We start from the raw sequence: 23,632 nt of genomic DNA, 5'->3' as shown, positions 1-23,632 counted from the left end.
GGCGGTCGAGATTCCCCGGTGAGGACCATCGACACTGAACGGAGCCCCCAATATGGGCCACGGCCACCACCATCACCACGAGGACATGCCGCAGGCTGCCGGCGACGTCCCCGCGGTGCTCGACGCCTCGATCCCCGACAGCGAGCTCTCCCCCGGCGACGTCTCCCGCCGCGGCTTCCTGCGCCGCGCCGGCCTGCTCGGTGCCGCGGCCGCGGCCGGCGGTGCCCTCGCCGGCGCCGGGACCGCGCACGCCCACGGCGACGACGACGACGACCACGCCGGCTTCGACGGCTACGACCGGCACGGGCACGGCCGCCCGCTGGGCAACGGCTACAAGTGGCTCGCCGGCGACCACCACATCCACACCCAGTTCTCCAGCGACGGCATGTACCGGGTCTCCGACCACGTGCGGCACGCCTCCGCGTACGGGCTGGACTGGATGGTCATCACCGACCATGGCAGCACCGGCCACGTGAAGATCGGCGTCGACAAGGTCAACCCCGACATCCGGGCTGCCCGCGACGACTACAAGGACGTCCTCGTCTTCCAGGGCCTGGAGTGGAACATCCCGGCCGCCGAGCACGGCACCGTCTTCGTGCACCCCGGCGCCAACGAGGTCGCGGTCCTGAAGGAGTTCGAGAACACGTTCGACGGCTCCGTCGTCGGCGCCGTCGACCCGTCCCTGGTCACCGAGGCTCTCGCCATCGCCGGCGTGAAGTTCCTCGGCGAGCAGGTCACGAAGCGGCGGGTGCAGGACGCGCTGTTCCTGGCCAACCACCCCGCCCGTAACGGCATCGACTCGCCGCACGAGATCCGCGGCTGGCGCGACGCCAACCCGCGCATCGCGATCGGCTTCGAGGGCGCCCCCGGCCACCAGGCCGCCGGCATCGCCAAGCCGACCGGCGGCGGCTCCGCCCGCGGCTTCTACGGCAACGCGCCCGGCGCCGCCTCGTTCCCCGGCTACCCGCTGGAGAGCTACCGCACCTGGGGCGGCTTCGACTGGATGACCTCCACCGTCGGCGGTCTCTGGGACAGCCTCCTCGCCGAGGGCAAGGCGTGGTGGATCACCGCGAACTCGGACTCCCACGTCGTCTACGAGGAGACCGCGAAGCGCCCCGACAACACCGACTTCAACGCCAACGGCTACCACTTCGACCCGGTGTACGGCCAGCCGGCCAGCCTCACCCCCGGTGACTTCTGGCCCGGCTACTACAGCCGTACCCACGTCGGCGCGCGCAACTTCGGCTACGCCGCCGTCATGGAGGCCCTGCGGGCCGGCCGCGTCTGGGTCGACCACGGCGGCCTGATCAGCGCCCTCGACGTCCAGGTCCGCGCGGGCGGCTCCGGCGTCACCCTGGGCGACTCGCTGGTGGTCCGCCGCGGTCAGCGCGCCGAGCTCACCATCCGCATCAAGCTGGCGAACACGCCGAACTGGGCGAACTTCGTGCCGACCCTCGCCCGCGTCGACGTGATCCGCGGCGCCGTCACGGGCGCCGTCTCCGACAAGGACACGTTCAAGGCCCCCGACACGAAGGTCGTGAAGTCCTTCGAGGTCAACAAGTCCACGGGCACGGTCGCGTTCACCTACGACCTCGGCCCCGTCGACCAGCCCTTCTACGTCCGGCTGCGCGGCACCGACGGCAACCGCACCGCCCCCGGCTACCACGGCCCGGCGGTCGACCCGGCGGGCCCCGCGATCGACGTCGTCGGCGACGCCGACCCGTGGAAGGACCTCTGGTTCTACGCGAACCCGATCTGGGTCTACCCCCGGTAATGGGATTTCCCGACGTCACGGCGGCCGACCACCAGATCCTGGTGGGCGGCCGCCCCGCGTTCACGTACTTCGAGGGCGGCGAGGTCCAGGTCGGCACGGGCACTGCGCCGGAGGGCGCCCGCGCCGTGCTCTTCCCCGGCTGGGAGAAGCTCACCGGCGTGCTGGCGGTCTCGACCGTACTGGCGGACTCCGCCATCGACCGCGTCGTCATCCTCGGCGGCCTGACCGCCGTCCCGGAGATGCTGATCGACACCGGCGACTTCGTCCGCCCCATCTGGCGCGACGGCGTGCTGACCCTGGTGACCCAGTTCGCCCGCGGCGGCGTCCTCGTCCCGTTCGAGTCCGCCTCCCAGCGCCCCTGCTGCCAGGACCACTGATCGCCGCCGGCGGTGCCGTCTCCGGCCCTGCCTGGGACCGCACCGCCGGCGAGTGCCACCCCTGCCAGCGCCGCTCCTGCCAGGATCACCGACCACCGCCGGCATGCCTGCGGGCCTGCGGGGCTGCGGGGCTGCGGGGCTGCGGGGCCTATTGACCACCCTCGGCTGGCGGGCCTGTCAGGACCACCACCGGGGCCAGCACCCCTGCCGCCAAGGCCCCTCTCAAGACCACCGTCCGCCAGCGCCCCAGCCGCCAGGGCCACTGAACCCTCGTCGGAAAAGCGGGGCTGCCAGGACCGCCGACCCGCGCCAGCCGGTGGCAGGGTTCGGCCGCATGCCCGGAGGCCGCCTGCCGACAGAGGCCGCACGCCCGCCGAACGCCGCATGCCCGCCGAACGCACGTCGACCGAACGCACGCCGAACGCCGACCGAGCGCCGCGGCCCACCGGAGGCAGCGTGCCCACCGGAGGCAGCATCGCCGGCGGTGAGCGATCTACGCGCGCGGGCGAGCGATGCAACCCCGAAGCGATCCGTGGCAACGGGCCGATGCCAGCGACCCACGGCAGCGGGACGAGGCGGGCCCCGGTGACGGCCGGCTGCTTCTCACACCGTACCTCAGCTCACCTAATTGATCTTCAATCCGGTGACGGGACAGAAACGCAGTGCAGTTTCAGCTGGTCAAGGTTGGTACGACGGGGTTGGGGATGGCGCCGCCGAAGCGGCGGTCGCGCTTCGCGTAGACCTCGCAGGCGTACCAGAGGTGGCGGCGGTCGAAGTCGGGCCAGAGAGTGTCGACGGAGACGAACTCCGCGTACGCCGCCTGCCAGATCATGAAGTTGCTGGTGCGCATCTCGCCGGAGCTGCGCACCAGCAGGTCGACGTCGGGCAGGTCGGGCTCGTCGAGGTAGCGGGCGAAGGTCTTCTCCGTGATGCGGTCGGGCTTGAGGCGGCCCGCCTGCACGTCCGCAGCGATGCGGGCGGCCGCGTCGGCGACCTCGGCCCGGCCGCCGTAGTTGACGCACATGGTGAAGGTGAGCTTGTCGTTGCGCTTCGTGAGCTCCTCGGCGTACTCGAGCTCGTTGATGACGCTGCGCCACAGCTTGGGGCGGCGGCCCGCCCAGCGGACGCGGATGCCCATCTCGTGGAACTCGTCGCGACGGCGGTGGATGGTGTCGCGGTTGAAGTTCATGAGGAAGCGGACCTCCTCGGGGGACCGCTTCCAGTTCTCGGTCGAGAAGGCGTAGGCGCTGACGTACTTGACGCCGAGCTCGAGCGCGCCTTCGATGACGTCGAAGAGGGCGGCCTCGCCGGCGGTGTGGCCGGCGGTGCGGGGCAGGCCGCGTTGCTTCGCCCAGCGGCCGTTGCCGTCCATGATGATCGCCACGTGCTGCGGCACGGCCTCTTTCGGCAGCGCCGGCGGGCGGGCGCCGGTGGGGTGCTGCGACGGCGGACGGAATCTGCTCACGAACTGTCCTTTCGATCCCGGGCGCGGCCACGGGTGGTGTCGTCCCGGTCTACCAGCGGGAGCGAGCGTAGCGCCCGCTCCAGGTGCCACTGCAGATGCGCCGCGACCAGCCCGCTGGCCTCGCGCCGATGGTTGGGCTCGCTGGCGTCGGCGACCAGCCAGTCCGACGAAGCGAGCGCCGCCATCAGTTCGATCGTCGCAGGCGCCGGGTGCGACGCGCCGGGCGGGCGGCAGTCGGGACACACGGCGCCGCCGGCGGGCACGGAGAACCCACGGTGCGGGCCGGCGGTGCCGCAGACGGCGCACTCCCGCAGCGCGGGTGCCCAGCCGGCGATGCCCATCGCGCGCAGCAGGTAGGCGTCCAGGACGAGGCTGCTGCCGTGCTCACCGAGGGCGAGGGCCTTGATGGCGCCGAGGGTCAGCTGAAACAGGCGCAGCGCCGGCTCCTGCTCGACGGGGGTGAGCCGTTCGGCGGTCTCGGCGATCGCGGAGGCGACCGTGTACCTGGGGTAGTCGTCCATGATGCGGCGGCCGTACAGGTCGACGCCCTCCACCTGGCTGATCACGTCGAGGCTGCGGCCTTCGAGGAGCTGCACGTCGACGTGGCCGAAGGGTTCGAGGCGGCCGCCGAACTTCGACATGGTCTTCCGGACACCCTTCGCGACGGCGCGGATGCGGCCGTGCCGGCGGGTGAAGAGGGTGATGATCCGGTCGGACTCGCCCAGTTTCTGCACCCGCAGGATGACCGCGTCGTCGCGGTACAGCTTCCCCTTGAACCCGGCCCCGGACACCGAAGAACCCTCAGAAGCCCAGGCGGCGCAGCTGCTTCGGGTCCCGCTGCCAGTCCTTGGCGACCCGGACGTGCAGGTCGAGGTAGACGCGGCCGCCGACGAGGTCCTCGATCGCCCGGCGGGCGCGGGTGCCGACGTCCTTGAGGCGGCTCGCCTGGTGGCCGATGACGATCGCCTTCTGGCTGGAGCGCTCCACGTAGACGTCGGCGAAGACCCTGGTCAGGCCGCCTTCCTCGACCAGCACCTCCTCGACCAGGACGGCGATCGAGTGCGGGAGCTCGTCGCGTACGCCTTCGAGGGCGGCCTCACGGATGAGCTCGGCCATGAGGACGTGCTCGGGTTCGTCGGTGAGCATGCCGTCCGGGTACAGCTGCGGCGACTCCGGCAGGTGTTTGATCATGACGTCGACGAGGGTCTGGACCTGCGCGCCGGAGACGGCGCTGACCGGCACGATGTCGGCGAAGTCGCCGAGCTCCTGCACGGCGAGGAGCCGCTCGGCGAGCTTGCCGCGGTCGACGAGGTCGGTCTTGGTGACGACCGCGACGAGGGTGGCCTTCAGCTCGGCGATCTCGCCGGTGATGAAGCGGTCACCGCGGCCGATCTCCTCGTCGGCGGGCAGGCAGAGGCCGATCACGTCGACCTCGCTCCAGGTGGCCCGGACGAGGTCGTTGAGCCGCTCCCCCAGCAGGGTCCGCGGCCGGTGCAGCCCGGGGGTGTCCACGAGCACGAGCTGCGAGTCCGGCCGGTGTACGACACCGCGGACAGTGTGCCTGGTGGTCTGCGGCTTCGCCGACGTGATCGCGATCTTCTGGCCGACGATCGCGTTGGTGAGCGTCGACTTGCCCGCGTTGGGCCGGCCGACGAAGCACGCGAAGCCTGCGTGGTAGTTGTGCTGCACGGTGGTTCAGCGTACTCAGACCTCGAGCTGCAACTGGCGGGGGCGTTGTGCAGGTGTTGTGACGGTGCGTGCGTCGGGTGGTGTGGCGAGGGCTGTCTGCAGCTCGATCGTGCCCTCGACGAGGCCCCGGCCGGCGGATCGGAGCACGATCCGGCCGGGCATGAGCCGGGACAGGGCCGTCGGCACGGCGCTGCGTTGCTCGGTCGCGAGGACCAGGTGCACGCCGACCGCCTTGCCGTCGCCGGCGAGCCGGATGAGGGCGTCGTTGAGCCGTACGTCGTGGCCGTCGACGAGGACGAGGACGCGGGCGCCGGCGTGCTCGGCGAGCGCGGCCCGCTCCACGACCAGCTTGTCGATGGTGGCGAGCAGCGCCTCGGCCTGCTCGACGGCGGTGCCGTCGACGCGGTACACGCGCAGCCTGGTCCCGTCGAACCGGGCCGAGAACGAGGCGGCGACCGTGTCGAGCAGGCTGCTCTTGCCGCCGCCGGTGGGTCCGAAGACGAGCAGGTGGCCGAGCTCGTCGAGGTCGAGCTGCCAGACCTGGCGGGCCTGCGAGTTGGGCAGGTCGACCATGCCGATCGCGGCGGAGAACCCCGACCCGTGACCTGCCGTCTCCGGCTGGGTCAGCTCGTCCAGCGTGTACGACTGGGCGAGCGGCGGCTGCCAGGGCCGCGGCTGGTCGGGGACGCGGGCCTCGCGGTGCGCGGCGCTGATGGCCTCCACGAGCCGCTGTAGGTCCGTCGGCGCGGACTCGTCGCCGCCGACGGGTGCGTCGAGGGCTTCGCGGTCGATGAGCCCGGACTCGAAGCGGACCTCGGTGACCGTGGTCGGGGTGGCGCGGCGGCCAGCTGGGGACCGGAACCCGCCGTAGGCGACCTGGACGGCCTGGAAGCCGCCCTCGGTGGTCCGCACGAACGCCCGCCCGGCGAGCAGCGGCGACAGGTGCGCCGCGTCGGGGCGTTCGAGCACCTCGAGGCTGTCGGCCTCCTCCTCGACGCGCAGCGCGATGCGCAGGTCGGCCTCGGCGCGCAGGTCGTCGTCGACGGCGCCGTGCGGTTTCGCGGTCGCCAGCAGCAGGTGGACGCCGGCGTGCCGGCCGCGGCGGGCGAGCTCCCGCAGGGCGGGCACGAAGTCGGCGGGGGCGTCGACGAACTCGGCGACGACGACGAGCAGGTTCGCCGGGGCCGCCGCCGGGAACTTGCGTTCCATCTCGACGATGTCCTTGACCGAGTGCCGGCGCAGGACGGCCTCGCGGCGGCGCAGCTCCGCGTTGAGCGACACGAGGACCCGGCGGGCCTGGTGCGGGTCGGTGTCGGTGAAGACGCCGACGGTGTGCGGCAGCGAGACACATTCAGCGAAGGTGCCGACGGGCGCGGACCCCGGGTCGGCGTCGGCGGCCGGATCCGACCCGGAAACGGAATCGGAGGCGGGCGGGAAGTCCATGAGGACGAACGTGAGACGGTTCGCCGGGTAGGTGGCGGCCAGCGCGGCCAGGTAGGACCGCAGCAGCCATGAGCGGCCCGAGCCGCCCACCCCCGCGACGAGCCCGTGCGGCCCGTCCCGGCGCAGGTCCACGCTGACCGGCCCGACCCCGCCGGCTGCCATGCCGCCGAGCCCGATCGGCGCGGCCAGCCCGCGGTCGCGGGTCGACGGCACCCAGCGCTTCACGATCGCGCTCGGGCTCAGCTCGGTCAGGTTCAGCACCTCGGCGAGGGGCGCGACCCGCGGCGCGGCGCTGCCGGCGGCGTCGGGCGTGGCGGCGAGCGCGTGCGCGACCCGTGTCGCGACGTCCGCCGGCAGCGGCTCGCCGTCCTGCACGGAGACGCCCGGGGGCAGCTCGTCGCGGGTCGGCGCGCCGACCAGCAGGCTGATCCCGCAGCGCGGGCCCTCCTCGACGAGGCGGGTCAGGGACGCCGGCGGCACCAGCGACGGATCGGGCAGCACGACGACGACGTGCGGCACGAACGACTCGGCGATCGCGTGCCGGCCCCGGCGCCGCTGGCGCAGCAGCGCCTCGACGAGCGCCAGGACCTGCAGCCGGTCCTCCTCGCCCGCGGCGATCGTCCGGGCGCCGGGGGCGATCGCCGCGGTCAGCGTCCGGGTGTGCGGCAGCCAGCCGGTCCAGGTCCACTCCGGCGCGTCGCTGAGCACGACGACGGCGAGGTCGGTGGGGTTGGCGAGGGTCGCCAGCTGGGTCAGCCAGGAGCGCAGCACCCCGTCGGTGACGCCGGTGGGGCCGGCGACGCCGAGCGCGCCGAGGACCCGCAGGTCGGCCTCGACGGGCACGTCCCGGTCGACGGCGTGCCGGGCCCGCAGCGTCTCGGTCCGCTCGACGTGGGCCGGGTCGGCGTCGGGGCCCGGCGGCGGCTGTTCGAAGCGGAGCCGGCCCGGCAGGTCGGCGGTCCGCAGCCGCAGCGTGAGGAAGTCGCGGTCGTCGGGGCGGCGGGCCCAGAGGCCACCGGCCCGCACCGCGGCGAGCTCCGGGTTGTCGATGCTGCCGGCGTACCGGTCGGCGGCGCGGGCGAGATGCGCCAGGCTCGGTGTCGCGGCGCGGCGCATCCGCAGCACCGCCCGGTGCTTGACGGCGGCGTCGGCCTCGGCGCGTTCGACGGCGGCGGCGAACTCGGCGACCGGGTCGAGGGTCGAGCGCCGGAACGCCAGGCGCCGCTTCTTCGGTGGCTGCGGCACCGCCGGCAGCCACACGGCCGGCGCCGCGCCGACGGGCATGTCGAGGGCGGGTGTCTCCTCGACGGTGACGAGGGTGCCGGCGAGGCGCAGCAGCTGCCCGGGGGCGAGGGTGACGGTGCCGGTCAGCGGCTCGCCGTCGATGGTGGTGCCGGCCGGCGAGCGCAGGTCGGTCGCGGCGACCTCGTGGCTGCCGATGCCCAGGTGCAGGTGGCGGCGGCCGGCGGCCGGGTCGGCGAGGACCAGGTCACCGGAGGGGTCGGTGCCGATGACGAACTCCCCCGCCGGCAGCGGCAGCCACCGTCCGGCGTCGGGCCCGGCGACGACGAGCAGCTCGAAGCGGTGCTCGGCGGGCGCGACCGGCGTTTCGGGTGCCTGCTCGGGGGGGCCGAGCACGATCGTGTCGCCGCACCGCAGCCCCTGCGCGCCGAGCGGGCGGGCGGGGTCGAGGCGGCGGCCGGTGCGCAGGTTCCACGCCCAGGTCGCCTGCTGCGGCCGGTCGGCGGGGTCGAGGTCGCTCAGGAGCGCGGTGATGAGGTCGGTGACGGTGCCGCCGTGGTCGGCCCGGAGGCGGACCGTGCGGTCCCGTCCGGTTGACAGCGACGACGGCGTCGTGCCGTCCCGTCGCGCCACTCGCACGTCGATCAGCAGGTCCATGGACCGGCCCCTTCCTTCCCGCGCAGTGCGTCCGTCGGCTACCTGTCGGCGTTGTCCAGTAGGCCTGGTGGCGGGGCGGGCGCACTGCAGGGCTCCGCATCCGACAGTAAGCGCCGGAAGGCCGAGTGGATCGCATCGACGCGCACCAGGATTCCGTCACATACAGCAGTAAAACTGGCGGAAAGCCGCGTCGGTTACCCTCGTCAGCCATGACGGTACGAGTGGCGATGTGGTCCGGCCCCCGCAACATCTCCACCGCGATGATGCGCAGCTTCGGCGCGCGGGCGGACACGGTGGTGGTCGACGAGCCGCTGTACGCGCACTATCTGGCCGCGACCGGCATCGAGCACCCGGGCCGGGAGGAGATCCTGGCGTTCCAGCCCGTCGACTGGCGGGAGGCCGTGTCGGCGCTGGTCGCGGACGTGCCGGCGGCGGTGCACTACCAGAAGCACATGACCCACCACCTGCTGCCGGACATCGGCCGGGACTGGCTGGGGGCGGTCCGCAACGCGTTCCTCGTCCGGGACCCGGCGTACGTGGTCGCCTCCTACGCGAAGGTCCGTGGCGAGCCGACCCTCGCCGACCTCGGCTACGAGCAGCAGGTGGAGATCTTCCGCGCGTACGGCGGCCCGGTCGTCGACGCCGCGGACGTGCTGCGCGACCCGGCGGGCACGCTGTCGCGGCTCTGCACGGCGCTCGGCGTCCCGTGGGACCCGGCGATGCTGGCGTGGCCGGCGGGGCGGCGCGACACCGACGGGGTGTGGGCGCCGCACTGGTACGCGGCGGTCGAGTCCTCGACGGGCTTCGCCGCCTACGACCCGCGCCCCGCCGACGTCCCGGAGCGCCTGCGGTGGCTCGTCGACGCGGCCGCCCCGCTCTACGCGGAGCTGTCCGCGCACAGCCTCTGAGCCGCTACAGCCGCTGGGCGTGCTTGCGGGCATGCTCGCGGTACGTCTCGGCGAGGCGGGTCGTGACGGGGCCGACGGTGCCGTCGCCGATGGGGCGGCCGTCGATCCGCACGACGCCGGCGATCTCGCCCATCGTGCCGGTGCAGAAGACCTCGTCGGCGGTGTACATCTCGACCTGCGACACGTCGCGGACGGCCACGCTCAGCCCCTCGCCGGGCGCGAGCCGGATGACGGTGTCGCGGGTGATGCCCTCCGGGCAGGCGACCGCCCGTGGCGTGACGAGGCCGCCGTCGACGACCGCGAACAGGTGCGTGGCGTTGGTCTCCGCGACGAACCCGCGGCCGTCGAGCATCATCGCGTCGTCGGCGCCGGCGAGGTTCGCCTCCATCTTCGCCAGGATCGAGTTGATCAGGTTGTTGTGGTGGATCTTCGGGTCGAGCACGTCCGGGCCGGGGCGCCGCACGCTGGAGGTCACCAGGGAGAGGCCGCCCGTGTCGTACACCGGCGGCTTGTGCTCGGCGAGCACGATCAGCGTGCAGCCGGACGCGTTGAGCCGCGGGTCCATGCCGCTGGTGACCTTGACGCCCCTGGTCAGGGTGAGCCGCACGTGGACGCCGTCGCGCATGGCGTTGGCGTCGAGAGTCGCCCGCACCGCGGCCACGATCTCCTCGTCGGCGGGGATCCGCTCGAAGCCGAGCGCCAGGGCCGAGCGCCGCAGCCGCGCCAGGTGCTCGCGGAGGCCGTAGACGCCGCCGTCGTAGACCCGCAGCCCCTCCCAGACGGCGTCGCCGCCCTGCACCACCGAGTCGAACGGCGAGATCCCCGGCTCGTCGCGGTGCCGCAGCACGCCGTCGACCCAGTAGCGGATGTCGGCGTTGCGGGGGTCGTACTGCTGCAGCACGTGTTCAGGCTCCTTCGGATACGGCCTCAGCGGCCTCGATGGCTTCGTCGCCCAGCTCCACCAGCAGCTCCCTGAGGTGGCCCGCCGCGGTGAGCAGCAGCTCGTCCGGCACGGGGGCGAAGAGCCGCGCCTGCGCCCTCGTCACGGCCCGCACGACCCGCTCGGCGACCGTGACCCCCTTCGGCGTCAGCCTGACCCAGGCGACGCGGGCGTCGGCGGCGTCGGCGGCCCGCTCGATCACGCCGTCCTGCTGCAGCCTGCGCAGCACGTTGCTGATCCCGCCGGACGTGAGCAGCAGGCTGCCGGCCAGGTCGGAGGGTTTCAGCGCGTACGGCGCACCCACCCGCCGCAGCGCGGACAGCACGTCGAACTCGGCCGGCGTCAGCCCGACCGCCGCCGTCTCGGCGCGGACGACCTCCTGCAGCCGGCCGGCGAGCCGGTGGATCCGCTTGCCGAGCTCCATCGCGGGCCCGACCGTGTCGGGCAGCTGCACCCGCCACTCGTCGACGACGTCGTCGACCCGGTCTCTGCGCACCAACGTCGATCCCCGGCGTCAGTCCGCGATGGTGGCGAAGACGACTGCGTCGGGGGCGGCCAGGTGGATGGGGGCGGACGGCGACACGTCGCGGACGGCGGCGCGGCCCAGGGTGTCCAGCGACGACGCCTCGGTGACGACGGCGGCGGCCTCGATCTTGCCGGCGCCGGACGCGACCGCCATCGCCACCGCCAGCTGCAGCGCGGTGAGCGACAGGGACGGCAGGGCGACGGAGGCGGCGTTGTAGGTGCGGCCGTCGCCGTCGCGGACGGCGGCGCCCTCCGCGGCGCCGATCCGGGCGCGGGCGGCCCGGGCCAGGGTCACCAGCTTCGCGTCCTCCGCGGAGAGCTGCGAGGGCTCTGACTCAGGCATCGGCGTGCTGCCTTTCGCTGTCGTGGCTGGCCTGCTCCTCGTCGTCGGGGTCGGCCCGGCGGACGAGCAGGGTGTCGATGCGGTTGCGGCGGCCGGCGGTGCCCTCGGCGAGCAGGTGCAGGCCGCCGACGACGGCGGCGGCGCCGGGGATCGGGACGCGGCCGAGGGCCTGCGCGAGGAGGCCGGCGACGGTCTCGACCTCGTCGGCGGGAAGCTCCACGTCGAACAGCTCGCCGAGGTCCTCGACCGGCAGGCGGCTGGTGATCCGGTACGCGCCGTCGGGGAGCTCCTCGACCGGGGGGCGCTCGGCGACGTCGTACTCGTCGGTGATCTCGCCGACGATCTCCTCGAGGATGTCCTCGATCGTGACGAGGCCGGCGGTGCCGCCGTACTCGTCGATGATGATCGCCATGTGGGTGCGGGCGGCCTGCATCTCGCGGAGCAGGTCGTCGACGGGCTTCGACTCGGGGACGAACGTGGCGTCGCGCATGATCTGGGCGACGGGGATGTCGCCGGCGGCCGCGTCGCCGGAGGTGCGGCGGACGAGGTCCTTGAGGTAGGCGATGCCGAGGACGTCGTCGACGTTCTCCCCGACGACGGGGATGCGGGAGAACCCGCTGCGCATCGCGAGCATGAGCGCCTGGCGGACGGTCTTGTGCGTCTCGATCCAGACCATCTCGGTGCGCGGGACCATGACCTCGCGGGCGATCGTCGTGCCGAGGGCGAACACCGAGTGGATCATGTCGCGCTCGCCGTGCTCGACGACGCCGCGCTGCTCGGCGAGGTCGACGAGCTCGCGGAGCTCGATCGTGGTGGCGAAGGGCCCCTCGCGGTAGCCCTTGCCGGGGGTCACGGCGTTGCCGATGAGGATCAGCAACCGGGCCAGGGGGCCCAGGGCGGTGCCGAGCCACCGGACCGGGGGCGCGGCGATCCGGGCGACCGCGTAGGCGTGCTGGCGGCCGATCGTGCGCGGGCCGACACCGACGACGACGAAGCTCACCACCGTCATCGAGCCGGCGGTGATGAGCGCGGCGAGCCAGTCGCGGTCGCCGCCGACGGCCGCGGCGCTGACGAGCGCGACGAGCGTGGTCGCGGTCAGCTCGCACAGCAGCCGCAGCAGCAGGAGCAGGTTGATGTAGCGGGCCGGGTCGGCCGCGATGACCTGCAGGGCGTTGGCGCCGGGCTTGCCCTCCCGGGCCAGCTCGTGGGCACGGGCCGGCGACACCACGTTGAGCGCGGCGTCGGACATCGCGAACAACCCTGCCACCACGACCAGCCCTGCGGCGGTCGTCAGCAAGGTCACGTCACTCACTTGCGCCAGCTCTCCAGAAGCCGTGCCTGCAGGCCGAACATCTCGGCCTCCTCCTCGGGCTCGGCGTGGTCGTAGCCCAGCAGGTGCAGGGTGCCGTGGACGGTGAGCAGCGCCAGCTCGTCGATGGTGGCGTGCCCGGCGGCGGCGGCCTGCTTCGCCGCCACCTCCGGGCACAGCACGATGTCGCCGAGCAGCGCGGGCTCGCCGCCGCCCTCGCCGGGGCCGTGGTCGACGCTGCCCTCGTCCATCGGGAAGGCCAGCACGTCGGTCGGGCCGTCGCCGTCCATCCAGCGGTGGTTGAGCTCCGTCATGTACTCGACGTCGACGAGCAGGATCGACAGCTCGGCGAGCGGGTTGACCCCCATCTCGTCGAGCGCGTGCCGCGCCACCGCGAGAATGGTGTCGGAGTTGACGTCGACGCCGGACTCATTGGCGATCTCGATGGACAACAACTGCTCCTGTTAGCCGGGGTTACCTGCGGCGCCCGCGGTCGGGCACAGCACGCACCGGCGGCTTCTGGGCCTCCTGTGCCTCCTGCGCCTCGTCCCACTTGGCGTAGGCGTCGACGATCTCACTGACCAGCCGGTGGCGCACGACATCGGCGCTGCCGAGCTGGGCGAAGTGCACGTCTTCGACGGCACCGAGGATCTCACGGACCACCCTGAGGCCACTGCGGGTGCCCCCGGGTAGGTCGATCTGCGTCACGTCGCCGGTGACCACGATGCGCGAGCCGAAGCCGAGCCGGGTGAGGAACATCTTCATCTGCTCGGGCGTCGTGTTCTGCGCCTCGTCGAGGATGATGAAGGCGTCGTTCAGCGTGCGGCCGCGCATGTACGCCAGCGGCGCGACCTCGATCGTCCCGGCGGCCATCAGCTTGGGGATGGACTCCGGGTCGAGCATGTCGTGCAGCGCGTCGTACAACGGGCGCAGGTACGGGTCGATCTTGTCGTAGAGCGTGCCGGGCAGGAAGCCCAGCCGCTCGCCGGCCTCGACCGCCGGCCGGGTCAGGATGATCCGGTTGACCTGCTTGGCCTGCAACGCCTGGACCGCCTTCGCCATGGCGAGGTAGGTCTTGCCGGTGCCGGCCGGGCCGATGCCGAACACGATCGTGTGCTGGTCGATCGAGTCGACATACCGCTTCTGCCCGAGCGTCTTCGGCCGGATGGTGCGGCCGCGCCGGGAGAGGATGTTGAGGGTCAGCACATCGGCGGGGCGCTCCGTCGTGTTCTGCTGGAGCATCCCGACGGTGCGCCGGACGGTGTCCTGGGTGAGCGTCTCCCCCTTGCGCACCAGCTCGATGAGCTCGCTGAAGATGCGCTCGGCCATGGCGTTGTCCGCGGCCGCGCCGGTGATGGTGATCTCGTTGCCCCGCACGTGCACGTCGCTGCTGACGGCCCGCTCGACGAGCTTGAGGATCTCGTCTCCGGCGCCGAGCAGCCTGACCATCGTGTGCGGGTCGGGGACCGTGATCTTGCTGATGGCCCGCACGGGCGGCTCCGACGACACTGCCGGTGCGGGGGTTGGGGTCTCGGTCATACGTCGGCCGCGTAGGGCCTCAAGCACCTGCTTCCGGGGCTCGCTCCTGCTGGGGTTGTCCAGGCTCTTCATGGTATCGGCTGACCGCCCCTGAAGCCGTTCCCATTTCTTGCCGATGCCCGGTTCAAGCCTTATAGGCTTTATATCCGGTTGGTTGTCGCCCGATCATGTCCTTTGCGCTGAAAGTCCGGACAGGCCCCTCCGCCCGGTGGTACTGAGGCAGAGGACCACATCGACAGGGAGGCCTGATGGTCGAGCGCAGCGGATACGTCGACGGTGAGCCCTGCTGGGCCGACCTGGTCGCCCCCGACCTCGCCGCCGCCCAGCGGTTCTACTCGGCGCTGTTCGGATGGACGTTCCTGGACACCGGCGCCGACTTCGGGCATTACGTCATGTGCCTCAAGGAAGGCAAGGTCGTGGCGGGGATGAGCCCGCCGATGCCCGGCGCGGAGCAGACGCCCGCCGCCTGGAGCCTGTACCTCATGTCACACGACCTGGAGGACACCGCCCGCCGGGTCGACGCCGGCGGCGGCAAGATCATCGTCGCGCCGATGGACATCCCGGGCAACGGCCGGATGCTCTTCGCCCTCGACCCGTCCGGCGCCGCGTTCGGCGCGTGGGAGCCGGGCCAGCACACCGGCTCGCAGCTGTTCGACGAGGACGGCGCGCTGTGCTGGGCGGAGGTCAACACCCGCGAGCCGGACCCCGTCGACGCCTTCTACCAGGGACTCTTCGGCTACCGGCAGGCCCGGGTCGAGGCCGACGAGCAGTTCGACTACACGGCGTGGAGCCTCGGCAACGCCGATCCCGTCGCCGGGCGGCTCACGATGACCGACGCGTGGGAGGGCATCCCGCCGCACTGGATGGTCTACTTCGCCGCCGCCGACACCGACCGCGCCGCCGACCTGGTCCGGTCGGCGGGCGGCCAGGTGCAGCACGGGCCGTTCGACTCCCCGCACGGCCGCATCGCGGTCGTCGTGGACCCCAACGGCGCCGTCTTCACGATCATCTCCCGCTGACCGCGCCCGGCCGTGCGGCACGGCCGGGCGCAGGGCGGCCCGCAGCGGCCCGCAGCGACCCGCAGCGACCCGCAGCGACCCGCAGCGACCCGCGGCGGTCAGAAGCGGTACTTGTCGAACGTCTCCTGGCCGCGCGTGAAGCGGTACGTCGCCCAGTGCAGCCGCTCGACCGTGCCGTCCCCGGCGCGGGTCAGCCGCAGCAGCTCGCCCGCCTCCCGCCCGGACACCGTGCGGAACACGTCCGGCTGGCCGTCGACCGGCGCGAAGACCGCCGGGGGCCGGTTCGCGGGCTGGTCCGCCTGCCGTGCCTGCAGGGCGCCGGAGTGCCAGCTGAAGACGTACTCGAAGCCCTCACCCCACCAGCGGCCCAGCAGCGAGCGGTACCGCTGCGGCGGCGGCTCGGCCGGCTGCCACGGCGCGATGTCGGCCGGGTCGCTCTCGACCGCCGCGGCGAGCAGCCGGTGCGTCAGGTCGATGACCTCACCGGCGGTGCCGGACGAGCCGAGCGCCGCCGCCCCGAACGCCGCGGGGGTGCCGGCGCCGCCGACCCGCCCGTAGGCGCCGGCGAGGAACCCCGGCATCGCCCCGTCGTGCCCGACGTGCACGATCCGGTCGCCGCCGGGCTGCGGCTGCAGGATCAGGCCCAGGCCGATCCCCCGCGCCCACAGCACGTCCTCGGTGACGGCCCGCGGCGCCCGCATCTCCTCGACCGTCTCCGCCGCCAGGACGCCGCCGGAAGGGTCGACCGCGCGCGGGTCGGCCAGGAACGCCGCCCACTTCGCCAGGTCCGCGGCGGTGCTCCACAGCTGCGCCGCCGGGCCGACCGCGCCGAAGTCGTCCGGGGGCTCCGGGTGCGCGTAGTCGGACCAGGCGTCGACCTGGTAGCCGACGACCGGCCGGGCCGGCGTGACGACGACGTCGTCCAGGCCGAGCGGGTCGAGGATCCGCTCCCGCAGCACCTCCTCCCAGGTGCCGCCGCGCAGCCGCCCGGCGAGGTGCCCGAGCAGCGCGATCGCGAGGTTGGAGTAGTGGAACCGCCGGCCGGCCGGCAGCACCCGCTCGGCCCGGTCGAGCTGGTCGAGCAGCGTGTCCACGTCGGGCGCCTGCATCGTGTCCCAGACGTCGCCGAACGGCTCACGCTGCAGCCCCGACAGGTGCGACAGCATCCTGCCGACGGTCAGGTCGCCGTGCGCCTTCACCGGCAGGTGCCGGGAGATCGGGTCGTCGAGGTCCAGGAGCCCCTCGTCGCGGCACTGCATGACCAGCACCGCCGTGAACGTCTTGGTGACCGAGCCGATCCGCAGCTGGCTGCGCTCGTCGACGTCCGCGCCGACGGTGAACGTCCACAGCGGCCGGTCCGCCCGGTGGATCGCGACGCTCAGCGCCGGAACGCGGGCCTCGGCCTGGACCTGACGGGCGAGCCGCTCGTACTTCTCGAGCGCGGTCATGCCGCCAGCATCCGGCCGAGCGGGCGGCCGCCGAGCACGTGCCCGTGCACGTGGAAGACCTCCTGGCCGCCGAACCGGCCGGTGTTGAAGATGAGCCGGTACCCGTCGCCGGTCAGCCCCTCCTGCTCCGCCACCGCGGCGCAGGCGGCGAGCACCTTCCCGGCGAGCGCCGGGTCGGCGGCGACGAGCGCGGCGACGTCGGCGTGATGCGCCCTCGGGATCACCAGCACGTGCGTGGGCGCCTTCGGGTCGATGTCGCGGAACGCCAGGGTGTCGTCGGTCTCGTGGACCACGGTCGCCGGGATCTCGCCCGCGACGATGCGGCAGAACAGGCAGTCATCAGTCACAGTCGCATCGTATGTGTCCTGCGGCCCTTGTACGGTGCTGCCATGGCTGGACGCAAGGTGTTGGTGACAGGGGCATCCCGCGGCATCGGCGAGGCGGTCGCGCACGCGTTCGCCGCGGCGGGCGACACGGTCGCGGTGCACCACCGCGACTCGGCGGACCTCGCCGAGAAGGTCCGGGCGGCGCTGCCCGGCGACGGTCACGTGATCGTCTCCGGCGACCTGACCGACCCCGCCGCCGTCCAGGCCTTCGTCGACGGCGCGGCGCTCTCCCTCGGCGGCCTCGACGTGGTCGTCAACAACGCCGCCGTCGCCGTCGAGCACCCGATCCTCACCGACGACTACGCCACCTGGCAGGCCGCCTGGCAGGTGACCCTGGCCGCCAACCTGACCGGCCCCGCCAACGTCTGCTGGTGCGCCGCCCGCCACCTCGGCGAGGGCGGCCGGATCGTCAACGTCTCCTCGCGCGGCGCGTACCGCGGCGAACCCCGCTACCCGGCGTACGGCGCCGCCAAGGCCGGCCTGAACTCGCTGACCCAGTCCCTCGCCCTGGCCCTGGCCCCTCGCGGCATCGCCGTCAACGCGGTCGCCCCGGGCTTCGTCGCCACCGACATGGGCAACGCCGTCATGGCCACCGGCGACGGCGACGCGATCCGCGCGCAGAGCCCGTTCAACCGGGTCGCCCGGCCCGAGGAGGTCGCCGAGGCGGTGCTGTTCCTCGCGGGCTCGGAATGGTCCTCGGGCGCCGTCCTCGACCTGAACGGCGCCTCCTACTTCCGCTGAGCGGTCCTCACCAGCGGCCGAGGCGGACCGACAGGGCGGCCAGGGCGGCGGCGCCCGCCGTCGACGTGCGCAGGACCTCGGGGCCCAGGCGCACCGGGACGGCGTCGGGGAACGCGGCGAGCTCCTCCGGTGCGATGCCGCCCTCGGGGCCGACGACCAGGGTGATGTCGCCGTCGAGAGGGACGGTCGACAGCGGTTCCGACGCCTCCTCGTGCAACAGCAGGACGGTGCCGGTGAGGGAGAGCTGCTTCGTGGTCCGCGCGTCGGTGACCTCGGGCAGCCAGGCGCGGCGGGACTGCTTGACCGCCTCGCGGACCGTGGACCGCCACCGTTCGACCGGCTTGGCGTCCTTCCACCGCGCGATGCTGCGGGCGGCCTGCCACGGGACGATCCGGTCGACGCCGAGCTCCGTCATCAGCTGCACGGCCAGCTCCGCCCGCTCCCCCTTCGCGATCCCCTGCACCACGGTGATCCTCGGGTCGGGCGCGGGGACCTGCTTCAGTTCGCCGAGGTCGAGATCGAGCGCACCCTTGTGCGCCGCCGCGACCACCGCCTGCCGCAGGCCGCCGCGGCCGTCGCAGAGCAGGAGCGCCTCACCGGGCGAGAGCCGCTGCACGTTGGCCGCGTGATGCCCCTCGGGCCCGTCGAGCCGCCAGTGGTCCCCGACAGGAAGATCGGGGACCAGGAAGAGCGGAAGGCTCACGCGTGTCCGTTGAACGCGTCGCGCACCCGGGAGAAGAAGCCGCCCTGCTTGGACAGCTCGGCGACCTCCTCGCCGCGGGTGCGGGCGAAGTCGCGCAGCAGCTTCTCCTGCTCCGGCTCCAGCCGCGTCGGGGTGCGCACGTCGAGGTGGACGTGCAGGTCACCGCGGCCGGTGCCGCGCAGGTGCGGGACGCCCTTGCCGCGGATGCGCAGCGTCTGGTTGGGCTGGGTGCCGGCCTTGACGTCGACCGTCTCCTCGCCGTCGAGGGTCTTGATCGTCAGCCGGGTGCCGAGGGCCGCCGCCGTCATCGGGACGGTGACCCGGCAGTGCAGGTCGTCGTCCTTGCGGGAATACACGTCGTGCGGGCGCTCGTGGATCTCGACGTAGAGGTCCCCGGGCGGGCCGCCGCCGGGGCCGACCTCGCCCTGCTGGGCGAGGCGGATGCGCATGCCGTCCTCGACCCCGGACGGGATCTTCACGGTCAGCGTGCGGCGGGTGCGGACCCGGCCGTCGCCGCCGCACGTCGCGCACGGGTGCGGGATGACGGTGCCGAAGCCCTGGCAGGCCGAGCACGGCCGGGCCGAGACGACCTGGCCGAGGAACGTGCGCTGCACCGACTGGACCTCGCCGCGACCGCCGCAGATCTCGCAGGTGGTCGGGTGGGTGTTGGGCGCGGTGCCGGCGCCGGTGCAGGTGCTGCACACGACGGCGGTGTCGACGGTGATCGGCGCCTCGACACCGAACGCGGTCTCGTGCAGGTCGAGGTCCAGCCGCAGGATCGCGTCGGCGCCCGGCCGGATCCGCGGGCGAGGCCCGCGGCTGGCGGTCGTGCCGAAGAACGCGTCCATGATGTCCTGGAACCCTACGAACGCCCCGCCCTGCGGGCCGGCCCCGCCGCCACCGGGCGCGAGCGGGTCGCCGCCGAGGTCGACCATCTCCCGCTTACGCGGGTCGGACAGCACCTCGTAGGCCGCGTTGATCTCCTTGAACTTCTCCTGTGCCACAGGATCGGGATTGACGTCCGGGTGGAACTCGCGCGCCAGCCGCCGGTAAGCGCGCTTGATCTCGTCGGCCGTGGAGTCCCGTTTGACACCGAGAATTCCGTAGTAGTCCTTCGCCACTGAGTCCTATGCCCCTGACTCGTCCATGAGGTTCAACCTTGTCCCAGCAGATCGCCGACGTAGCGTGCCACGGCACGCACCGTGGCGATGTTTCCGGGGTAGTCCATCCGCGTCGGCCCGAGCACACCCATGCCGCCCACCACGATGGAGCCCGGCCCATAGCCGGTCGCCACGATCGACGCGCTGCGCAGGTCCTCGATCTCGTTCTCGTCGCCGATGCGGACCCGGGTCATGCTCGGCTCGACCTCGCCGAAGAGCTTGAGCAGGATGACCTCCTCCTCGAGCGCCTCGAGGATCGGCCGCAGCGAACCCTGGAAGTCCAGCAGGCCGCCGCGGGCCAGGTTGGCGGTGCCGGCGAGCGCGATCCGCTCCTCGGTGCGCTCGACCAGGGTCTCCAGCAGGACGGTCGACAGGACGGTCATCGGCGGGCGCAGGCTCGGCCCGGACTCCTCGACGAGCGCCTGGACGAGTGGCGGGGTGTCCACGAGGCGCTTGCCGACGAGCTTCTCGTTGATTCTGCGGCGCAGCTCGGTGACGTCGTCGGCGAGGATCGGGCCGGGCAGGTCGACCATCCGCTGCTCGACCCGGCCGGTCTCGGCGATCATGACCACCATCAGCCGGGTGGTGGACAGCGGCACCAGCTCGAAGTGGCGCACGCTGGCCCGCGACAGGCTCGGATACTGCACGACGGCGACCTGCCGGGTCAGCTGCGCGAGCAGCCGCACGGTGCGGTGCACGACGTCGTCGAGGTCGACGGCGCCGATCAGGAACCGCTCGATCGCCCGGCGCTCGGCGGGGCTCAGCGGCTTGACGCGGGACAGCTTGTCGACGAAGAGCCGGTAGCCGGCGTCGGTGGGCACGCGACCGGCGCTCGTGTGCGGCTGCCGGATATAGCCCTCCTCCTCGAGGACGGCCATGTCGTTGCGGACCGTCGCCGGCGAGACCCGCAGGTTGTGCCGCTCGACGAGGGCCTTGCTCCCGACGGGCTCCTGGGTGGCGACGTAGTCCTCGACGATGGCACGCAGGACCTCGAGCTTGCGCTCGTCGAGAGCCATGCGCACCTCCTCGAGAAACTGGCACTCCCACTTTGTGAGTGCCAGTCTACGTCGCCCGCGCCGCCCACGGAATGATCGTCATGTGTGCGAACCGCCGCTATTGGACTGGTCTGCGCCAAGTTTGTCCAAAGAAGTCATGCCACGTCGCTGGCGATAGTTGATCGGTACCCCTACCGTGGCCCCCATGAGTGAACCACCTCGCCCCGGGGAGTACGGCGTGCCGCAGGACCCCAACAACCCCTATTCGATGCCGGGCGGGGCACAGTATCCGCCGCCGGGCCCGGACTACGGCCAGCAGCCGCCGGTCTCCGGTGGAGGTTACCCGCCGCCGACCAGCGGCGCGGGCTACCAGGACCCGAACGCCTACCAGCAGGGCGGTTACCAGCAGCCCGGTGGCTACCAGCAGCCCGGCGGTTACCAGCAGCCGGGTCAGTACGGATACCAGCAGCCCGGTGGATACCCCGGCGCCGGCCCGGTCGGCTACGCGAACAGCGACGAGAAGACCTGGGCCCTGATCGCGCACTTCGGTGGCATCTTCATCGGCTTCATCGCCCCGCTCATCGCGCTGCTGGCCAAGGGCAACGAGTCGCCCACGGTCAAGGCGCACGCCAACGAGGCGCTGAACTTCCACATCACGTGGGGCATCATCCTGTTCGTGGGCGCCCTGCTGTCGGTGTGCACCTTCGGCCTCACGCTCATCGTGCCGTGGATCGTCATCGTCGTGTTCGCGATCATCGCGGGCATGAAGGCCAACGGCGGCGAGCTGTACCGCTACCCGATGACGTACCGCTTCATCAAGTAAGGCATCCGATCGTTCGAGGGGCGGCCATCGAGCCGCCCCTCGCCATGTCCGGCCCCTCTGAGTTCAGGTCAGGGCAGGTCAGGTCAGGTCGCGGGCCACGGCGTCCGCGAGCAGGCGGCCACGCAGCGTGAGCACGGCCCGGCCCTCGGCGAACGGACCGGCCTCCAGCAGCCCGTCATCGAGGCAGCGGCGGGCGCCCTCCAGCGCCGGCGGCTCCAGGACGGCCAGGGGCAGGCCCGAGGCGAGCCGGATCCGCAGCAGCACGTCCTCGAAGCGCCGCTCCTCCTCGGTCAGCACCTCCCGCGCGTGCCCCGGCGACGCACCGTCGGCGAGGCGCGCCGCGTACGTGTGCGGGTGCTTCACGTTCCACCACCGCACCCCCCGCACGTGGCTGTGCGCGCCGGGCCCGAGGCCCCACCAGTCGCCGCCGCGCCAGTAGAGCTCGTTGTGCCGGCAGGGCGAGTCGCGGGACCAGTTCGACACCTCGTACCACGTCATCCCGGCCTCCGTCAGGGCCTGCTCGGCGGCGAGGTAGCGGTCGGCGGCCACGTCGTCGTCCGGGTACGGCAGCTCACCGCGGCGCATGCGGGCCGCCAGCCGGGTCCCGTCCTCGACGATCAGGGCATACGCGCTCACGTGGTCCACGCCCGAGCCGATCACGGTGCGCAGGGACGCCGCGAAGTCCTCGGGGCGCTCGCCGGGCGTGCCGTAGATCAGGTCCAGGTTGACCCGCTCGAACCCGGCCGCGTGCGCCTCCGCGACCGCCGCCGCCGGCCGCCCGGGGGTGTGCCGGCGGTCGAGCACCGCCAGGACGCCCGGCGCGACGGACTGCATGCCCAGGGAGATCCGGTTGAACCCGGCCGCACGCAGGTGCCGCAGCCCCGCCGCGTCGACGGACTCCGGGTTGGCCTCCGTGGTGACCTCGGCGTCGCCGGCGAGGCCCCAGGTGCGGTCGATGCCGTCGAGGATGCGGGCCAGCTCCGCCGGCGGCAGCAGCGTCGGCGTGCCGCCACCGAAGAAGACCGTGTCGACCCGCGGCGGCGCGACCACCTTGGCGGCCAGGGCCAGCTCATCGAGGACCTGCTCGGCATAGCCGGCGCTCAGGACGCCCTCGTCGGCGGTGTACGTGTTGAAGTCGCAGTACCCGCAGCGGGACGCGCAGAACGGGACGTGGACGTAGACCCCGAACCCCGCCTCCCCCGCCGCGTCGGCGACCCCGTCGGGCAGCGCGCCGTCCCGCGGGATCGGCTCACCTTCTGGCAGTGTTCCGGGCATTTCACTAGTGTGCCCGCATGCCACTCGTACGGTCACAGACGGCGCATGGCGTGGCGACGGTCACGCTCGACAGCCCCGCCAACCGCAACGCGCTGTCGACGGCCCTGATCGAGGAGCTTCTCGCTGCGCTCGCCGCCGCCACCGCGGACGACACCGTGCGGGTCGTCGTGCTCACCCACACCGGGCCGGTCTTCTGCTCGGGCGCGGACCTGAAGGAGACCGCGGCCGCGTTCGGCTCGGGCAAGCCGCCGATCAACCGGCTCGGCGAGGTGCTGACCGCGATCTGGGAGTGCCCGAAGCCCGTCGTCGCGCGGCTCACCGGACCCGCCCGCGCGGGTGGCCTGGGCCTCATCGCCGCCGCCGACATCGCGGTCTGCTCGCTCGAGGCGACATTCGCGTTCTCCGAGGTGCGCATCGGCGTCATCCCGGCCGTGATCTCCGCCACGGTGCTGCCGCGGCTGTCCCCGCGCGCCGCCGCGGAGCTGTTCCTGACGGGGGCGACGTTCGACGGCGCCCGGGCCCGCGAGATCGGTCTGGTCACCGCCGCCGTCGCCGCCGACCAGGTCGACGAGGCCGTCTCGGCGTTCGTCGCGTCGCTGGCACGGGGAGCGCCGGGCGCCCTGCGCGGCACGAAGGAACTGCTCCGGCGACGGAAAGCCGACACGTTCCGTGACGAGCTGGCGGCCATGACGGAACTTTCCGTGTCGTATTTCGGTTCCGCCGAGGGAATCGAGGGAATCATGGCATTCCGGGACAAACGAGACCCAAACTGGATCCCTGACGGCGTCGCCTGAACGGCCGGACCCGTCCCGTCCCGGTGTGTAGCGCGGGGATGTGGTGGCGGGTGGGACGTACGCTGGTCGAGTTCTCA

Annotated in this window: 23 protein-coding genes; 7 read left to right on the top strand and 16 right to left on the bottom strand. The window is 72.8% G+C overall.

Features of this window, described 5'->3' with window-relative positions:
- Positions 1-85 precede the first annotated feature (85 nt).
- A complete protein-coding gene (locus ACQEVZ_RS34055) occupies positions 86-1,774 on the top strand; it encodes a PHP domain-containing protein (protein ID WP_433374107.1) in 1,689 nt (562 codons plus the stop codon).
- A complete protein-coding gene (locus ACQEVZ_RS34050; RefSeq protein ID WP_433374104.1) occupies positions 1,774-2,151 on the top strand; it encodes a hypothetical protein in 378 nt (125 codons plus the stop codon). The genes ACQEVZ_RS34055 and ACQEVZ_RS34050 overlap by 1 nt, the downstream gene beginning before the upstream one ends.
- 670 nt (positions 2,152-2,821) lie before the next feature.
- Here ACQEVZ_RS34050 and ACQEVZ_RS34045 read toward each other — a convergent pair.
- From ACQEVZ_RS34045 to ACQEVZ_RS34030, 4 genes are read right to left on the bottom strand one after another with little or no spacing between them, the layout of a single operon-like run.
- A complete protein-coding gene (locus ACQEVZ_RS34045) occupies positions 2,822-3,616 on the bottom strand; it encodes an isoprenyl transferase (protein ID WP_344511945.1) in 795 nt (264 codons plus the stop codon).
- Positions 3,613-4,407 carry a DNA repair protein RecO gene (recO, locus tag ACQEVZ_RS34040; RefSeq protein WP_344511947.1) on the bottom strand — a complete coding sequence of 265 codons (795 nt, stop codon included), beginning with the start codon at positions 4,405-4,407 and terminating at the stop codon, positions 3,613-3,615. Before recO ends, ACQEVZ_RS34045 begins: the two co-directional genes overlap by 4 nt.
- A gap of 10 nt (positions 4,408-4,417) precedes the next feature.
- Positions 4,418-5,305, bottom strand: coding sequence for a GTPase Era (gene era, locus ACQEVZ_RS34035; RefSeq protein WP_344511949.1), 888 nt, complete (start codon positions 5,303-5,305; stop codon positions 4,418-4,420).
- A gap of 15 nt (positions 5,306-5,320) precedes the next feature.
- Complete coding sequence (locus ACQEVZ_RS34030) at positions 5,321-8,647, bottom strand: FtsK/SpoIIIE domain-containing protein (protein ID WP_433374099.1); 3,327 nt, start codon at positions 8,645-8,647, stop codon at positions 5,321-5,323.
- Between the two features lie 209 nt (positions 8,648-8,856).
- On the opposite strand from ACQEVZ_RS34030, the gene ACQEVZ_RS34025 reads away from it, so the two are divergent.
- Entirely contained in the window at positions 8,857-9,555 is a 699-nt protein-coding gene (locus ACQEVZ_RS34025) for an HAD family hydrolase (protein WP_433374096.1), read from the top strand.
- A 4-nt stretch (positions 9,556-9,559) separates the two neighbouring features.
- Here ACQEVZ_RS34025 and ACQEVZ_RS34020 read toward each other — a convergent pair whose 3' ends face one another.
- From ACQEVZ_RS34020 to ACQEVZ_RS33995, 6 genes are read right to left on the bottom strand one after another with little or no spacing between them, the layout of a single operon-like run.
- The gene (locus tag ACQEVZ_RS34020) at positions 9,560-10,456 is read right to left on the bottom strand and encodes an aminotransferase class IV (RefSeq protein ID WP_433374093.1); all 897 of its coding nucleotides are present in this window, start codon (positions 10,454-10,456) and stop codon (positions 9,560-9,562) included.
- A 4-nt stretch (positions 10,457-10,460) separates the two neighbouring features.
- On the bottom strand, positions 10,461-10,991 hold the full coding sequence (locus tag ACQEVZ_RS34015; RefSeq protein ID WP_433374090.1) for a MarR family winged helix-turn-helix transcriptional regulator: 531 nt from the start codon (positions 10,989-10,991) through the stop codon (positions 10,461-10,463).
- A gap of 18 nt (positions 10,992-11,009) precedes the next feature.
- Entirely contained in the window at positions 11,010-11,363 is a 354-nt protein-coding gene (locus ACQEVZ_RS34010) for a cytidine deaminase (RefSeq protein WP_433374087.1), read from the bottom strand.
- Positions 11,356-12,684 carry a hemolysin family protein gene (locus ACQEVZ_RS34005; RefSeq protein WP_344512080.1) on the bottom strand — a complete coding sequence of 443 codons (1,329 nt, stop codon included), beginning with the start codon at positions 12,682-12,684 and terminating at the stop codon, positions 11,356-11,358. Before ACQEVZ_RS34005 ends, ACQEVZ_RS34010 begins: the two co-directional genes overlap by 8 nt.
- Complete coding sequence (gene ybeY / locus ACQEVZ_RS34000) at positions 12,672-13,124, bottom strand: rRNA maturation RNase YbeY (protein WP_344511961.1); 453 nt, start codon at positions 13,122-13,124, stop codon at positions 12,672-12,674. The genes ACQEVZ_RS34005 and ybeY overlap by 13 nt, the downstream gene beginning before the upstream one ends.
- Before the next feature lie 22 nt (positions 13,125-13,146).
- Complete coding sequence (locus tag ACQEVZ_RS33995) at positions 13,147-14,211, bottom strand: PhoH family protein (RefSeq protein WP_360566033.1); 1,065 nt, start codon at positions 14,209-14,211, stop codon at positions 13,147-13,149.
- A 248-nt stretch (positions 14,212-14,459) separates the two neighbouring features.
- Here ACQEVZ_RS33995 and ACQEVZ_RS33990 point away from each other — a divergent pair, with 248 nt between their 5' ends.
- Complete coding sequence (locus ACQEVZ_RS33990) at positions 14,460-15,230, top strand: VOC family protein (RefSeq protein ID WP_344511965.1); 771 nt, start codon at positions 14,460-14,462, stop codon at positions 15,228-15,230.
- A gap of 98 nt (positions 15,231-15,328) precedes the next feature.
- Here the strand turns inward: ACQEVZ_RS33990 and ACQEVZ_RS33985 are convergent, their stop codons facing one another.
- The gene (locus tag ACQEVZ_RS33985; protein WP_344511967.1) at positions 15,329-16,678 is read right to left on the bottom strand and encodes a serine hydrolase domain-containing protein; all 1,350 of its coding nucleotides are present in this window, start codon (positions 16,676-16,678) and stop codon (positions 15,329-15,331) included.
- Positions 16,675-17,025 (bottom strand): histidine triad nucleotide-binding protein, encoded by a 351-nt coding sequence (locus tag ACQEVZ_RS33980; protein ID WP_433374081.1) that lies wholly within the window; start codon positions 17,023-17,025, stop codon positions 16,675-16,677. The genes ACQEVZ_RS33985 and ACQEVZ_RS33980 overlap by 4 nt, the downstream gene beginning before the upstream one ends.
- 42 nt (positions 17,026-17,067) lie before the next feature.
- Here ACQEVZ_RS33980 and ACQEVZ_RS33975 point away from each other — a divergent pair, with 42 nt between their 5' ends.
- Positions 17,068-17,805, top strand: a complete 738-nt coding sequence (locus ACQEVZ_RS33975; protein WP_344511971.1) for an SDR family NAD(P)-dependent oxidoreductase — start codon at positions 17,068-17,070, stop codon at positions 17,803-17,805.
- Positions 17,806-17,812: 7 nt separating this feature from the next.
- On the opposite strand, the gene ACQEVZ_RS33970 is transcribed toward ACQEVZ_RS33975, so the two are convergent.
- From ACQEVZ_RS33970 to hrcA, 3 genes are read right to left on the bottom strand one after another with little or no spacing between them, the layout of a single operon-like run.
- Entirely contained in the window at positions 17,813-18,508 is a 696-nt protein-coding gene (locus ACQEVZ_RS33970) for a 16S rRNA (uracil(1498)-N(3))-methyltransferase (protein ID WP_344511973.1), read from the bottom strand.
- Positions 18,505-19,629 (bottom strand): molecular chaperone DnaJ, encoded by a 1,125-nt coding sequence (gene dnaJ / locus ACQEVZ_RS33965; protein ID WP_344511975.1) that lies wholly within the window; start codon positions 19,627-19,629, stop codon positions 18,505-18,507. Before dnaJ ends, ACQEVZ_RS33970 begins: the two co-directional genes overlap by 4 nt.
- A 32-nt stretch (positions 19,630-19,661) precedes the next feature.
- Positions 19,662-20,684, bottom strand: coding sequence for a heat-inducible transcriptional repressor HrcA (gene hrcA, locus ACQEVZ_RS33960; protein WP_344511977.1), 1,023 nt, complete (start codon positions 20,682-20,684; stop codon positions 19,662-19,664).
- 184 nt (positions 20,685-20,868) lie between these two features.
- On the opposite strand from hrcA, the gene ACQEVZ_RS33955 reads away from it, so the two are divergent.
- Positions 20,869-21,486, top strand: a complete 618-nt coding sequence (locus ACQEVZ_RS33955) for a DUF4870 domain-containing protein (protein ID WP_344511979.1) — start codon at positions 20,869-20,871, stop codon at positions 21,484-21,486.
- Positions 21,487-21,564: 78 nt separating this feature from the next.
- Here ACQEVZ_RS33955 and hemW read toward each other — a convergent pair whose 3' ends face one another.
- Positions 21,565-22,761: a radical SAM family heme chaperone HemW gene (gene hemW / locus ACQEVZ_RS33950; RefSeq protein WP_433374075.1), complete on the bottom strand. Its 1,197-nt coding sequence runs from the start codon at positions 22,759-22,761 to the stop codon at positions 21,565-21,567.
- 17 nt (positions 22,762-22,778) lie between these two features.
- Here hemW and ACQEVZ_RS33945 point away from each other — a divergent pair, with 17 nt between their 5' ends.
- Positions 22,779-23,555, top strand: coding sequence for an enoyl-CoA hydratase family protein (locus tag ACQEVZ_RS33945; protein ID WP_433374072.1), 777 nt, complete (start codon positions 22,779-22,781; stop codon positions 23,553-23,555).
- Positions 23,556-23,632: the final 77 nt, after the last annotated feature.

Source organism: Dactylosporangium sp. CA-152071, from assembly GCF_050936335.1.
GTDB classification, from domain to species: domain Bacteria; phylum Actinomycetota; class Actinomycetes; order Mycobacteriales; family Micromonosporaceae; genus Dactylosporangium; species Dactylosporangium maewongense.
The sequence above is the reverse complement of the archived record's forward strand: the minus strand, read 5'-3'. Positions and strand labels throughout refer to the sequence as shown.